Origin of the sequence: Hominiventricola filiformis, from assembly GCF_020686965.1 — a bacterium.
Lineage (GTDB): Bacteria > Bacillota > Clostridia > Lachnospirales > Lachnospiraceae > Hominiventricola > Hominiventricola filiformis.
The window spans coordinates 38578-53223 of sequence record NZ_JAJEPS010000002.1 but is presented as its reverse complement, the minus strand read 5'-3'; the positions used below and the strand labels follow the sequence as shown (position 1 = coordinate 53223).

The 14646-nt window shown below is 36.9% G+C and carries 16 protein-coding genes; 13 read left to right on the top strand and 3 right to left on the bottom strand.

Translation table 11 applies throughout. The features are described from left to right. Positions 1 to 23 precede the first annotated feature (23 nt). The 5 genes from LKD36_RS03030 to LKD36_RS03010 all read left to right on the top strand — a co-directional run bounded on the left by LKD36_RS03030 (position 24) and on the right by LKD36_RS03010 (position 5532). Complete coding sequence (locus tag LKD36_RS03030; protein WP_308458623.1) at positions 24 to 1259, top strand: RtcB family protein; 1236 nt, start codon at positions 24 to 26, stop codon at positions 1257 to 1259. A gap of 489 nt (positions 1260 to 1748) precedes the next feature. Further along, entirely contained in the window at positions 1749 to 1988 is a 240-nt protein-coding gene (locus tag LKD36_RS03025) for a hypothetical protein (RefSeq protein WP_308458622.1), read from the top strand. Positions 1989 to 2004: 16 nt separating this feature from the next. Then, a complete protein-coding gene (locus tag LKD36_RS03020; RefSeq protein ID WP_308458621.1) occupies positions 2005 to 3912 on the top strand; it encodes an SRPBCC family protein in 1908 nt (635 codons plus the stop codon). Then, entirely contained in the window at positions 3896 to 4777 is an 882-nt protein-coding gene (locus LKD36_RS03015; RefSeq protein ID WP_308458620.1) for a hypothetical protein, read from the top strand. Before LKD36_RS03020 ends, LKD36_RS03015 begins: the two co-directional genes overlap by 17 nt. Next, the gene (locus LKD36_RS03010) at positions 4777 to 5532 is read left to right on the top strand and encodes a DUF6339 family protein (RefSeq protein WP_308458619.1); all 756 of its coding nucleotides are present in this window, start codon (positions 4777 to 4779) and stop codon (positions 5530 to 5532) included. The genes LKD36_RS03015 and LKD36_RS03010 overlap by 1 nt, the downstream gene beginning before the upstream one ends. Before the next feature lie 40 nt (positions 5533 to 5572). Here LKD36_RS03010 and LKD36_RS03005 read toward each other — a convergent pair whose 3' ends face one another. Genes LKD36_RS03005 through LKD36_RS02995 form a run of 3 tightly spaced genes read right to left on the bottom strand, consistent with a single transcriptional unit; the run spans position 5573 to position 7970 of the window. Then, a complete protein-coding gene (locus LKD36_RS03005; RefSeq protein ID WP_308458618.1) occupies positions 5573 to 7174 on the bottom strand; it encodes a DNA cytosine methyltransferase in 1602 nt (533 codons plus the stop codon). 1 nt (position 7175) lies between these two features. Further along, on the bottom strand, positions 7176 to 7388 hold the full coding sequence (locus tag LKD36_RS03000) for a helix-turn-helix domain-containing protein (RefSeq protein ID WP_308458617.1): 213 nt from the start codon (positions 7386 to 7388) through the stop codon (positions 7176 to 7178). Between the two features lie 60 nt (positions 7389 to 7448). Further along, positions 7449 to 7970, bottom strand: coding sequence for a GNAT family N-acetyltransferase (locus LKD36_RS02995; RefSeq protein ID WP_308458616.1), 522 nt, complete (start codon positions 7968 to 7970; stop codon positions 7449 to 7451). Between the two features lie 302 nt (positions 7971 to 8272). On the opposite strand from LKD36_RS02995, the gene LKD36_RS02990 reads away from it, so the two are divergent. The 8 genes from LKD36_RS02990 to LKD36_RS02955 all read left to right on the top strand — a co-directional run bounded on the left by LKD36_RS02990 (position 8273) and on the right by LKD36_RS02955 (position 14575). Beyond that, complete coding sequence (locus LKD36_RS02990; RefSeq protein ID WP_308458615.1) at positions 8273 to 8722, top strand: very short patch repair endonuclease; 450 nt, start codon at positions 8273 to 8275, stop codon at positions 8720 to 8722. A 217-nt stretch (positions 8723 to 8939) separates the two neighbouring features. Next, a complete protein-coding gene (locus tag LKD36_RS02985; RefSeq protein WP_308458614.1) occupies positions 8940 to 9512 on the top strand; it encodes a hypothetical protein in 573 nt (190 codons plus the stop codon). Positions 9513 to 9889: 377 nt separating this feature from the next. Continuing rightward, the gene (locus LKD36_RS02980; RefSeq protein WP_308458613.1) at positions 9890 to 10231 is read left to right on the top strand and encodes an arsenate reductase family protein; all 342 of its coding nucleotides are present in this window, start codon (positions 9890 to 9892) and stop codon (positions 10229 to 10231) included. A 119-nt stretch (positions 10232 to 10350) separates the two neighbouring features. Then, positions 10351 to 10656 (top strand): HigA family addiction module antitoxin, encoded by a 306-nt coding sequence (locus LKD36_RS02975; RefSeq protein WP_308458612.1) that lies wholly within the window; start codon positions 10351 to 10353, stop codon positions 10654 to 10656. A 97-nt stretch (positions 10657 to 10753) separates the two neighbouring features. Beyond that, positions 10754 to 12007, top strand: coding sequence for an RNA-binding domain-containing protein (locus LKD36_RS02970; RefSeq protein ID WP_308458611.1), 1254 nt, complete (start codon positions 10754 to 10756; stop codon positions 12005 to 12007). Positions 12008 to 12032: 25 nt separating this feature from the next. Next, on the top strand, positions 12033 to 12521 hold the full coding sequence (locus LKD36_RS02965) for a YaiI/YqxD family protein (protein WP_308458610.1): 489 nt from the start codon (positions 12033 to 12035) through the stop codon (positions 12519 to 12521). After that, a complete protein-coding gene (locus LKD36_RS02960) occupies positions 12493 to 14244 on the top strand; it encodes a DUF2075 domain-containing protein (RefSeq protein ID WP_308458609.1) in 1752 nt (583 codons plus the stop codon). The genes LKD36_RS02965 and LKD36_RS02960 overlap by 29 nt, the downstream gene beginning before the upstream one ends. Positions 14245 to 14254: 10 nt before the next feature. Further along, a complete protein-coding gene (locus LKD36_RS02955; RefSeq protein ID WP_118771435.1) occupies positions 14255 to 14575 on the top strand; it encodes a nucleotide pyrophosphohydrolase in 321 nt (106 codons plus the stop codon). Positions 14576 to 14646: the final 71 nt, after the last annotated feature.

Genomic DNA, 14646 nt, shown 5'->3' with positions numbered 1-14646 from the left:
AAACAGGGGATAGAGAGGATATAATGTTGGAGATAAAAGGGAAAGTAAATACGGCGGTTTGTTATGCAAAAACAGTAGAGGACAGTGCAATAGAGCAGATTCGCAGAATGTGTGATTACGGGCTGACAGAGGGCAGTCAGATAAGAATTATGCCAGATGTACATACAGGAAAAGGATGTACCATAGGAACTACAATGACTGTAATAGATAAAGTATGTCCTAATATTGTAGGAGTAGATATTGGTTGCGGAATGTATACGGTAAAATTAGAAGACCTACATCTTGATTTTGAAAAAATAGATGAAGTATGTCATTATATTCCATCTGGGCTGGATACCTGGGGTGGCAGAATAGAGAGGTTTGATCTTACAGGGCTTCGGTGTTATCGTGCACTGCAAAATACAAAAAGACTGGAAAGATCACTTGGAACACTTGGAGGAGGAAATCACTTTATAGAAATAGATAAAGATACAGATGGAACTTGTTATTTAATCATTCATTCTGGAAGTAGGAATCTTGGTAAGCAGGTAGCACAAATCTATCAACAGCTTGCAATCGACCTTCATTCTGGAAAAGAAGATTATTTTATAAGAAAAGATGAGATTATCCGTACCTATAAGGCTGCTGGAAGGCGTAAAGAAATTCAGACTGCTTTAGGAAATTTAGAATCGGAATATGATGTAAAGATACCAGATGTCCCGGCTGATTTATGTTGGCTTTATGGAAAATTTCTGGAGGATTATTTGCATGATATTGAGATATGTCAGAAGTTTGCATGCAGAAACAGAGAGAAGATAGCAGAAATCATCTTGGAAAGAACTGGAATACGTTCTGTTGATACATTTCATACCATTCATAACTATATTGACACTCAAAAAATGATTCTGCGTAAAGGAGCTATTTCAGCCTATGCAGGAGAGAAAGTTCTGATCCCGATTAATATGAAAGATGGTTCGATTATAGCGGTTGGAAAAGGAAATCCAGAATGGAACTATTCGGCGCCGCACGGGGCTGGAAGAGTTATGTCTCGTGCGATGGCAAAAAACACACTCAGTCTTGAAGCGTATAAAGATTCGATGGAAGGAATTTATACCACTTCTGTAAATGAGGGAACAATTGATGAGGCCCCTATGGCATACAAATCGCTGGACGATATTATGGACGCGGTGCAGGATGCAGTAGATATCGTAACAGTGATTCGCCCAGTTTATAATTTTAAAGCGTCAGGTACTTGCAAATGTAAAAACCCTAGTGTATGATCAAATCAGAAAGTAAATCGGATGTGAAGTCTGATTTGCCCTCAGTAAAAATGATTATCTATAAGAAATAGACATCCTACACTTTGGACGGTAGAGGATGTCTGTTTTTTTGTCAAAAAAGAGAATTAGTTCGTAGTTTGTATGATATACGTGTCCGATAGTATACTGACAAGTGCATGGAAAAATGTAATTCTCTGTCATGTTTATTTTGAGAAAATGAAATTTGGACTATAAGGTGAAATTTACTTTTGATTTTGAAAAAGTTCTTATATATTAACGTGGTGTTTTTAATAACTAATCAATTATTTTAGAAAAAATTTTCTTAAAAGATTGCAATGGATAGTGATTGAAAATAAATATAATTGAAATGTGGTATATAAAAGAAAAATAATTATAATATTTTCAAAATATTACTAATATTTTAGAAATATTATTGACGCATAATTGCTAGTGTGATACGCTAGGATTAAGAAGAGAGGAGGACATCCGGTGAAAAAAAAGGCCGAAGAAAGCAAACACGAAAAGTTTGTAAGATTAGCAGAAGCAAGAACAAACAAAATAATTGATACGTTGCAGTTGCTCGGAAATTGTTCAAATACATCGGTTTATGAATACTCCCAAGATGATGTAGAACAAATATTTCAAGCAATAGAGGATGAGGTTCGGGAGGCAAAAAAGAAATTCAGCAAGACGGAAACCGATAAACCTCAAAGATTTTCACTAAAGTGAAAGGGGCTATAAGGGAATGTTTAACTTAACGCAAAAATGGAATTTTCCGTCAAATAACTATGGACAAATTTTTGGAATAGCTGATTCAGGAATTGAGACCTTCAAGGGTACACCAATAAAATCTTTGGCAAGAGAAATTTGTCAGAACTCTCTTGATGCAGGAATTGAAAATGGAAAACCAGTAAAAATTGAATTTAGTACATTTGAAATCGAACCGAAGAGTATTCCAGATTTCTCAAATTTGGAATATGCTTTGGAACAGTGCCTTGATTTTTGGTCGCAGCAAAAATCAGATAAGGCAAAAACTTTTTTCAGAAAGGCATTGGGTGCAATTCATAAACCAACTATTCTGTGTTTGAGAATTAGTGACTTTAATACATCAGGTTTGACAGGTGCGCGTGAAGAATATAATTCACCATGGAGTAACCTTATAAAATCGAGTGGAGCATCAGATAAGGGTGGAAGCAATGGAGGCTCGTTTGGAATAGGAAAATTTGCACCGTATGCTTGCTCATCAATAAGAACTGTGTTTTATAGTACGAATGATATTGAAGGAGCTTCTGCATCTCAGGGAGTATCACGTTTGACTTCGTTTAAGAATAAAAAAAGTGAAATTACACAGGGAACCGGATTTTATGGAAATGATAAAAACAGTCCTACATATAAACAATATTCTCTGAATCCAGATTATCAGAGAAAAGCAGGAGATACGGGAACTGATATTTTTATTGCAGGTTTTACTGGAGAAAAGGGCTGGCAAAATCAGTTGATCGCATCTGTTCTGGATGGTTTTTTATATGCTGTTTATAAAGAGTCTCTTATTGTTGATGTAGATGGAATTACGATAAGTAAAGAAACATTACCTGAATTAATGGCAACATATAAAGAATATTTTAATGAGCATGCGGATGAGTATTACCAGACATTGACGGATGAAAAAAGAGCACGTACATTCACGAATGAAATTACTGATGATCCAGAAATTGCAGGAAAATTGACGTTGAATATGATTATTATGCCGGCGTATCATAGACGGGTTGCAATGATTAGACAAACAGGTATGAAAATCAAGGATAAGGGAAATATCAATGGGCTTATACCATTTGCCGGAACATTGTTTATTGAAGGAGATGCAATAAATGCCTATTTACGAAACCTTGAAAATCCACAACATATAGAATGGGAAGTTGAGAGAGCCGACAATAAAGCAAAAGCAACAAGGCTTTTGAAATATTTAACTCAATTTATTAAAAGATCCCTCGATGAAATGAAAAATGATGACACAGAAGATGCATTAGATCCGACAGTTGGTGAATACCTTTCTGCTAATGATGTGGAAGAAACTGAGAATGAGGAACGTGTCGAAGCTATTAGAGACTCAATCAAGGATATAAAAGTCAAAGTCACAGAAATTGCACCGAAACAGTCAGAGGTTCCGACGGGAGATTTGGGAAATACATTGGTCGATGACGAGGATGGTGAAGTCGTAGTAACGGATATACCGGGCGAAGGCGGAAGTGGTAGCCAGGGTGCCGGTGGACATGGTGGCAATGGCGGTGGAAGTAATCCTGGTGATGGGGGAGGAAATGCACCGATTGAGCATAAAAAGAAGTTATCTTCAATAGCAGCCATAAGCGTTCGGAGTATGATGAAAAATAAAAATACTGGTGAATACACTATTGTATTTACACCGAGTGTTTCAGCAACAAATGGGTTGCTGGATGTGTTCATGTCTGCAGAGTCACAAAATTATGATGCAACTATAGTAAAGGCTATATGTTCTGATTGTCCGGATTTAAGAGTTTCTGGTAATCGAATATTGAATCTTACATTTAGTGAGAAGAAACCTGTGAGAATTGATATTCAACTTGCTTATAAAGATTATTGTTCATTGGAGGTAAAAGCGTATGGAAATCAAGTATAAGTTGTATCCGTATCCAGTATTGTCTCCGTACTCTAATGACTATAAAGAAGGGATATTTCAACCGACCATAGATATTGTAAGAGATGGATACAATCTTAGAATAGATTTTGTGGCTTCTCTTACGAGTAAAAGTTTATTGGAATGTATTAGAACAGGAGTTGCAAAGTATGTTTATCATATAGAGTGTGCTCAAACAGGATTTCGTACAGTTGTGCAAACGGATAAAGTAAGTGAAGTTTATACATTGCTTAGTAAATCAGTAAACGGAAAACTTCAAATCTGTTCATTTGTTGTTGCGGTTAAAGATATTACCGGTTATAGTAGTCCAGAATTTCATGATGATTATAAAGGCCGGTCTTTTGATATTGAAGCAGGCTGTGTGATGGCAGTAGGAAAAATGTATACGGTAGATATTACAAAGGATATTGATGATCTTGCAAATACGCCGTCTATTTTTAACATTACAAGGAATCCAGATCCTAGTTGCAAGCAAATGCTGGTAGATATGTCTCAGCGAAAAATCATTATCAAGTTACCTATGAATGATTTTTACAGCTATAAAGCATTGAGTACAACGCCTCAAGCACAGGCTATCTTAAATTCACTTACAGTTGTTCCGGCACTTGTGTATGTATTGGAGGAGCTTAGGGCAATGTCACCGCAGGAAAGATCTGAAAATTCTGATACGTTATGGTATAAGGTTCTGTCAAAGGCATTGCTTACACAATTTGATTGTGATATTGAGGATGAAGCTTTTGATACGTTGAATTTTATGATTCTGGCGCAAAAATTGATAAATGATCCTTTGTCGGATGCTTTCGCATTTATGACAAGTAGCTTTGGTGTTGCTGGAGGTGATGAATAATGAAGTTACAATTTATCAGTTACGATAATATTGATTTAATCAAATCCAATTTAGATAAATGGGTAGATAACTTCAAACTGAGTTCATCTGAATGGTTACAGGATGAATTGGGAAATGCACTTTTTTCAGATACGAAATTTCAAGATATACCAGAGTTCTCACTCGATATGTCTGCAGATCCATCGAAAGCATTTCTTACAGAGGCAGAAAATGCAATTCGAGTATATAGCAACTTAAATTTCTTGAGTGATTCTCAGGCTTCAGATGAGCGGTTGTGGGCAGGACTTTGTCTTGGGTCGTTTTGGAATTATGTAAAATATAGATGGAATATAGATGGGAAATGTACAGTAAGTTCAGTTAAAGACCATTTCTTCTTTGGACAAAAATCTGGAAGAAGATCTTTGACAAGAAATGCAATGTCAAGATTATGGTGGATAGGACGACTTACATATGATGAGAAACGTACAGATCCATGGGAACTGACAAGATTTATATGTGAAAGTTCAGACTATATCATGCATGCACTTGAGAGAAATACATCGAATAATCCGGCGATAATTCGACCATTTTTAAGTGCCATCATTGATGCCAAAGCGAATGGACTGGCAATTAATACGGATCGCTTTGGAGATCTGGCTAAATATTTGAATTTATTAGGTGGTATTTATATTTTGGATTGCCTTCCAGAACAGAGAATATATGATAAAATCTATGCACGTGCAATAGAGATATGTGATAAAGTGAAAGAGGCTTAATAGAAAGCCGGGCTACCGTGTAAACGGAAAGCCCGGTTTTTTAACATTTATCCAAAATGGAGATGATGCTGTTGGCAATTGCGCGAGCAAGGAAAGGCGGAACGGCATTCCCAACTTGCTGGTACTGAGAATCTTTTGTGCCCTCAAAAATGAAAGTGTCTGGAAATGTCTGCAGTCTGGCTGCTTCTCTGATGGAAATTGCTCGATCCAGTTCGGGATGAATCCACATAGACTTTCTAACATTAACAACAGTTCCACTAGGTTCTTTATATTTCAGCCGCATGTAAATTGTATTTTGCGTTCTTGCAGCATTACTGTAGGTAGTTTTTAATGATGGATCTAAGTCATGAAAATTTTCTCCAGCTTTAAGTGCTTTGAATCGTGCCATAGCAGTTTCTCTAGTTGCTGTTGCAATATGGTTGTAAAGAAGTTTTCCTCTTAACTCTTTTTCAAGTCCAGTTGCATCAGGATGTGGTGGCAATTCAATATAATCTGCAGTCAACTCTGTAAAAGGTGTAATCTCTTGGATATCTGAAATGGCATCATATACAGTACGATAATTTCCTTCCGTATATTGAGGAGTAGGAATTTTGTATTCTGCATTTAGATTATCTTTTAATCCAACAAGAATAAAACGTTCTCTCCGCTGAGGAGCACCATAATTTATTGCATTTAACGTGTTTTCGCTCAATTTGTAATTATATGGTTCATGTTCTAAAATACCTTTGATGTAATCAAGGACGGCATAAGACTTTACAATGGCGGTTATATGTTCGTCGTTTTCCCGGTATTCAAATATATGTATGTTATTGTCTCTCAGCTCATCCATTTTCATTAGTGCACGTTGAATGGAAATGGCTTTTTCGATGGAAATAATTGTTTCGGAAAAATCCTGTTTGCAGTCCATATAATGCAATAACTGATTTGCCATATTGATATCATATTGCTGTAGAACATTTGTAAGTTCGGACTCTTCTGAAAAGCCTAAGATTTCTTTTAGCTGAAAGGCCAATTTGGCTGAATGCTTTTCTAATGAAGAATTAAACTTCGGCTGATTGATACGATATCTGTAAAGCAAATTTATTGTTTTATAAAAAGATTCTGCCCATTTATATTGGGAATCCGCAGCCGCAAGTTTAATTAAATCTTCCAAGGAGATATCACAACTTTGTTTTTGGAGAAGCTCAATTGCATCCTCTTTGAGTGTAAGCTTCAAGATTCGTTCATCCTGCAAATCGTTTTCTTCAATTAAAAAGCGATGGACTTGAGAACGAAGCATAGCGACATTTTCCATTACAAAAGCCTTGGGCTGTAGTTCACAGATAGCGCGAACATATTCTTTGACAAGTCGGTTATTCATACTAATAATTGTAGAATGCTGGCGATTGGCGTTGGAAAATCCTTGACAGGGCGGGCCACCTATAACAATATCCACTTTACCTACGCTATCTTTCAGCTCTGCATAATCAATGGTTCTTACATCAGAATATAATCGTTCAACTTCTTTGAAATTGCGTTTGTATGTTTTCCTTGCATTGGGATTGTTTTCGGCCGCAGCGACAATATTTATTCTATTTGTCTGCTTGAAACCGAGGCTGAGTCCTCCGGCTCCGGCAAAAAGATCAATTACCGTATATTTCATTCTATTCCTCCGATGATTCCGAACTTGGGTCATAATCAATTCCCCGGATTGCACAAAAGTTCTTTATTAGTGTTTTGGTTTTGAAATTGGGCTGATTTTTTCCTGATTCCCAGCGATTTACAGTAGCAAAAGAAACGCCCAGTTCTTTTGCGAAATCTTGCTGGCTTAGTAGGCATTTATGCCGAATGGATTTTATATCCTTGCTAAAACTCATACAATACCTCTATAACATAAATATTGCAATAATATAACATTTTTTGAGGCTTTTTACAAATCAAAGTTTGTAAATCACTTTTGAAGAATCCTCTATGCAATCGACAAATCCATTTTTAAGATAAAATTTTTCTGGAGTATTTTCGTTCACAGTATTTTCGGATCCAAATATACTTTGTAAAAAATTAGTTGATGAATAAGTATGGGGGACAGTCACTCCATAACTAGGATGTACAATTATAAGTGATACATTATTGTTATGTGCAATGTCTTTCGCATAATTCATTAATAATGTGCCGAGACCATGCCCTTGTAATATGGGATGAACAGCTAATCGGTCAAGATAAATTTCTTCTACGGAACAATATAATCGCATGTAAGAAATTTTGACAGAATTGGAAGGTGGTAAAATTTGAGGATCAATATTTTCAGGTGATATGGCGGATAAGGTTACCCATATATTATCAAACTGGTCTGTATACATGTGAAGGGCAAAGGGGATAGAATGGTTTATCTTTTGAAGAATACCATTTAGCTGTTTTTCAATTGTTGGTAGAGTTTGCGTGATATATGATTGGAACATATTTGTTTCTTCCTTTGCTGTAGTATTGTTATGGTACTGAATCAAGATGGTGCAATTGAAAAGGAATTATTGTTATCAGAAGAAATTATATTACAAGTAGAAGGGATTATGCAAAAAAAATTGTAAAGAGAATTCCTGTAATTTATTAAAAGCACCAATTGAATAAAAGTGAACCTCAAGGTAAGATTGAGTAAGTAATAGATGTAACAATGATTTGTGGTGTTGACAAAAGAGATAGAGTATGACAGATTTAAAATGATTTGCAGAATACTATAGGAATATGATTTTTATGAGGTGATACTATGGATAACCTTACTAAAGAGCAACGACATAAAAATATGCAACGTATTCGATCGAAAGATACTCGGATAGAGGTTATATTGCGTAAAGCATTGTGGCAGAAAGGCTACAGGTATCGTAAAAATTGTAAAGATATTCCGGGTAAACCAGATATAGCACTCACAAAGTATAAAATTGCAATATTTTGTGACGGAGAGTTCTTTCACGGAAAGGATTGGGAAGTTCTTAAGCCCAGGTTAGAGAAAAGTAATAATGCAGAATATTGGGTTAGCAAAATTTCTAAAAATAGAGAGCGTGATATTGAAGTCGATAAGAAACTTTTTGCGGAAGGATGGACAGTGATTCGTTTCTGGGGGAAAGACATTAAAAAACATACGGATGAGTGTGTTAAGGTTGTAGAAGAGACAATATTTGAATTGCTGATAGAAGCTGATGAGCAATTATTGGATTGAGATTTTTAAAAATAAGATAAATGAAAGGACTTGAAGAGTAGGTGAAAAATTTTCGATAAGCTATGTGATTTTATAAATATAACATAAAATAGATTACATTTATAAAAGTGGTGGATATGCGTACATGCAAACGAAAATAAAAGTTCTGAAGAAAAATGAATGCCAGAATAGAGCAATATAAATTAGGAAGATATTATTATTTAAATAGAGAAAATACATGGAATACGATGAATATATTAAATTAGTAGATAAATACTATAAGAATGATTGTAGAGAGTGCAATTTTCAAAATCGGATTATTATTCCTTTCCTAGAATCGATAGCAGAAGAGTTTGATGTTGTTGATGTGTCAACACTATATAGAAATTGGAAAGGAATATCGAGAGAAAAATTTGCAGATCAATATACTCCAGATGTTTTGGTTACTCGTTATTGGAAATTGGGTGAGGAGAATAAAGAAAAACCTTTATTAATCGTGGAGGTGAAAACGCCGAAAGCGAGAGATCGAGTGCATGCAGAAAAGGAAATAGAAGAGTATTTAAAGAAAAGTAATGTGGTTATATTGACAAATTGTATTACTTGGGAAATTTATGACAATCGAAGGCATAAGGATTTGTATATGTTGGAAACTACATATAGTCAAGAGCATAAAGGAAAAAGGATACAATATCCCACTGATGTCTGCTGTCGTTGGGAAAATGATGAACATGATATAAAATGGAATAAAGATGCAAATAAATGGAATGATTTGAGAACAAAACTCATTAATATATTGCCTAGTAAAAACTGAATGTGTAACCGAAATTTTATCGATTTAAGATGGGCGTAAAAGCAATCGTAAAAAATTGCGATTGCTTCCAGTCGCTAAATGAATAAAAATTGGTATTATTTTATAAATGTAACATAAAAAGAGTTACATTTATAAAGAAGGATCGGAAGGATTCATTCGGAAGAAAGTCAAATGGAGTTGATATCTTTCCGAATAATATTGATATTTATCGGAAAGATATCAATATTTTGCAGAAAAAGCAGGGCTTTAGGAATATGTCATTGGACTAGCAGTCTAATGATATATTTTGAATAAGAGATATAATATATGTAAAGGTTTTCAAATTTTTGAGAAAATGGTACAGATGGCAATGAAAGATGCAGAAGGGATAAGCGGATATGAATATACAGATATTTGGTACAAGGAAATGTAATGACACGAAGAAAGCGGAACGATTTTTCAAGGAACGAGGGATTAAGTACCAGTTTATTGATATGAAGGAAAAGGGCATGAGTAAGGGAGAATTTAATTCCGTTGCTCAGGTAAATGGTGGCCTGGAAAATATGATTAACTGGGAAGGAAAGGACAAGGATTTGCTCGCGCTCATTAAATATACGGTAGAGGAAGACAAGCTTGCAAAGGTGCTGGAAAATCCACAGGTGCTGAAAACTCCGGTAGTGAGAAATGGAAAGCAGTCGACGCTGGGATATCAGCCTGATATTTGGAAAAGCTGGAATTAATCGTTTACAAACGGTCAAAAAAGCAATCGTAAATATTTGCGGTTGCTTTTTGAACACGCGATAAATAAAACAAGGCAAATAATGGACAGTTGGGATATGTGTGGAGGTGAGCAAACATTGTGAGTAATTACATAGAATGTAATGATACAGTTGTATTTCATCCGGGATATTATATTGAAGAAATCATGGAAGAAAGTGAATTAACACAGAAAGATTTCGCAGAGAGATTAGATATTACACCTGAAAATTTGAGTTTGTTGATTCATGGAAAACAGAGTCTGTCTATGGATGTTGCAATGAAGCTTTCTGAAATGATTGGTACCAGCGTAAAGTATTGGCTTAATCTTCAGAATGCTTATGATGCATTGATAGCTGAATTTAAATTACAAGAAGAACGAAATTGGAATGTACAGTCGATTAATTAAAAATGACCGCAAAAACAATCGCAAAAATTTACGATTGTTTTTGCGGCTGTTTTTATATATAATATAACCAATAAGATTTAGAAAGGAAGCAATCGGTATGCGGGAAACAAGGATATTAGAATTCAAGGAAACGATTACGAATACTTTCTTAAAGACGGTCAGCGCTTTTTCAAATTACGATGGCGGTACAATCTATTTTGGAATTGATGACGAGGGAAATATCAAAGGATTGCCGGATGTGAAGCAGGCCTGTCTGGATATTGAAAACAAAATTAATGACAGTATTTCTCCACAACCGAATTATATGCTTGAAATACAGAATAATAATCGGACGATAAAGCTTACTGTACAAAGTGGACTTCAGAAGCCATATTTATATAAATCAAAAGCGTACAAGCGAAATGATACAGCAACGATAGAAGTAGATACTCTGGAATTATCAAGGCTTATTTTAGAGGGGAAAAATATCAGATTTGAAGAACTGCCATGCGAAGATCAGGATTTGTCTTTTGAGATTTTGCAGCATAAATTAAAAGAGTGTATCCAAATCGAAATCTTTAATCGAGATACATTAAAAACATTGAATCTGTATAGCGATGGTAATGGATATAATAATGCAGCCGGACTTTTGGCGGATAGAAATCATTTTCCGGGAATTGATATTGTGAAATTTGGTGAAAACATCAGTGTCATTCAGAAAAGGGCAATATTTGAAAATATCTCAATATTAGAAGCATATGAAAAAGCGGTAGATATGTATAGAGATTATTATCAGTATGAGGTGATACAGGGCGCTGACAGAAAGAAGATGGAAAAAATACCAGAAGCTGCGTTCAGGGAAGCAATTGCAAATGCTTTGATCCACAGGGTATGGGATGTGGAAGCTCAGATCAGGGTTTTAATGTTTGATGACAAAATTGAGATTATTTCTCCTGGAGGTTTGCCCGCTGGAATAACAGAGGAAGAGTATTTATCCGGAAAGCTTTCTATATTGAGAAACAGAAATCTGGCAAATGTGTTTTACAGATTGGGATTTGTCGAAATATTTGGAACTGGGATTACAAGGATAAAGCAGCTATATGAAGGGAAACTGATACTGCCGGAGTTTGTGGTGTCAGAAAATACAATTACAATTGTTCTTCCGATTCTGGAAAATGCGCTGAATTTAACGGAAGACGAACGGGTTATCTATAAAATATTAAGCAAGACCATGCCGAAGCCAATCAGTGAAATTGAACCGTATGTACCTTTTGGAAAATCAAAGGTAACAAAGATATTGAAAGAAATGGTGAAAAAAGGTGTTGTGATCGTTGAGGGGAAGGGTAGAGGCACGAAGTATAGAATAAATTAACAGAAAGTAGAACTGAACAACAACCATGCAAATATACATTGACGCAGATGCCTGTCCGGTGGTAGGCATCGTAGAGAAAATAGCAGAGAGATACAGAATCCCGGTCACCCTGCTTTGTGATACCAATCATGTATTACGTTCGAATTACAGCGAAGTGATCATCGTAGGTGCCGGGGCGGATGCGGTGGATTACAAATTGATTGGCATTTGCCACAGGGGAGATATTGTGGTATCCCAGGATTATGGCGTGGCAGCCATGGCACTTGGAAAAGGAGTCTATGCCATTCATCAGTCCGGCAGATGGTATACCAATGAGAACATTGATCAGATGTTGATGGAAAGGCATTTGAATGGAAAAGCGAGACGGGGATCTCACAAGAATCACATCAAAGGACCGAAAAAGCGCACGAAAGAGGACGATGAGTGCTTCGCACAGTCTTTTGAGAAAATGGTACAGATGGCGATAAATAAAAATGGGGCAAAAGATGACAAACATAGCAAAGCCAATTATTAAGCAGATTAAAGACAATCGGGAAGCGTTGGACTTTTTTGAAAATGTATTGCTGCCTGCAGAGGATGAGAAGACACAGGAAATCATTGCGAATTTTCCAACGGTTTATATTCACAATTGGCAGGACTCCGGAGATTTTGAGGTCTATGTCGGAGAGTCGAATGATATTTTCAAACGGACACGTCAGCATTATGATGCGGCTGTAGATAAATCAAAATGGCAAAGAAAGCTGATGGAAAAGGATGCGAGGCTTTTCATTATAGGGCATGAGCATTTCAATAAATCACTGACCATGGATATTGAAAATCGTCTGATGCATTATATGATGAGTGCAGAGCGTGTAAAGCATGTGCACAATCTGCGGGACAATCCGCAGACCAGTTATTATCCAGTGGAAGAACTGGATGAGATATTCGGCAGGATCTGGCGGGGACTTCGGAAGGAAAATAAGGAACTATTTCCGACAGAGAGTGCAATCAAGGATTCCGCGATTTATAAAGCATCGCCACTTCATAAGCTGACCAAAGAGCAGAAAGATGCAAGAGAACTGATTCTTCAGAAGGTTTCAAAGGCACTTGAAAATGGCGAAACCAGGCAGCTGATTTTCATAGACGGTGAGGCCGGAACTGGTAAGACGGTTTTGAACAGCAGTACCTTTTATGAACTGTATTGCCAGGCAGAGGAAGAAGAGAAGACGCTGAAATGTTATCTGTTGGTAAATCATGATGAGCAGATCACGGTATATGAGCAGATTGCAGAGAAGCTTGGTTTAACTGCGAAGTATGGAAAAGTTGTGAGCAAGCCGACGACATTTATCAATAATCATTCGGAAGATGATCCGGTGGACGTGGTTTTTGTCGATGAGGCGCATTTGCTTCTGACACAGGGTAAACAGTCCTATCATGGGGAAAATCAGTTAAAGGATATTATTGCCAGGGCGCGGGTAACGGTGGTGATGTTTGATGAAAATCAGATCCTTACCACAGAACAGTTCTGGGAGGCACAGATTCTGGAACATTACAGAAATCAGGCGAAGGCGGCGGAAAATCACATTGTGCTGGATAAGCAGCTCCGTATGCAGGCGGACCCGGTAACCATGGACTGGATTGATTCCTTCACAAAGAAGGGGCAGTTAAAGGAAATCCCGCATACAGTGGATGGTTATCAGATCAAGGTGTTTGACGATCCGGAAATGCTGGATCTGGAAATTCAGAAAAAAGCAAAAGAGAAAGATTCTGCTTTGTCTCGTGTGCTTGCAACTTATGACTGGGAATATAGTCAGAAACGGAAACCCGATGATCGATTAAGAGCATATTGGGAAGTGGTCATTGGAAAATGGCACAAGCCATGGAATCGAGAACTGGGCGCGGAACTTTCCAGAAAGGAAAAGCGGAAGATCAGTGGTCTGGCATGGGCGGAGCAGCCGCAGACGATCAATGAAGTCGGTTCTACATTTACTATTCAAGGATTTGATCTGAATTATGCGGGTGTGATACTGGGACCATCTGTGAAATATCGGAATGGAAAGATTATATTTGCTCCATCGGAAAGCCACAATAATAAGGCAATTCGAAACAGAACGATGTCAGATGGAACAAAACAAAAATTTGGAGAAATGTTAATTCAGCACGAAGTGCGGGTACTTATGACCCGTGGCGTGAACGGCATGTACATTTACGCCTGCGATCCAGAATTACGGGCAGCCTTGCTGAAAGCAGTAAAATAAAGGAGAAGGTATGAAACAGGAAACCATAGACAGAATCAGAAAATTTACAGAAGACAGAGATTGGGATCAGTTCCACTCACCGGCGAATCTTGCAAAATCCATTGTGATTGAGGCAGCCGAGCTTCTGGAGTGTTTTCAATGGTCTGATGAAGAATATGATTTGCAGCATGTGAAAGAAGAACTGGCAGACGTCATGGTCTACAGTCAGAATCTGCTGGACAAGCTTGGGCTGGATGCGGATGAGATCATTAACATGAAGATGTCACAGAACGAGGCAAAATATCCGGTCGAAAAAGCAAAAGGCAGTGCCGCCAAATACGATCAGCTGTAAAAATAAGAAACGGATCTTTATAATCTTGTTTTTATGACAGGAGCGTTAAATTTTTGCATTATATGCAAATT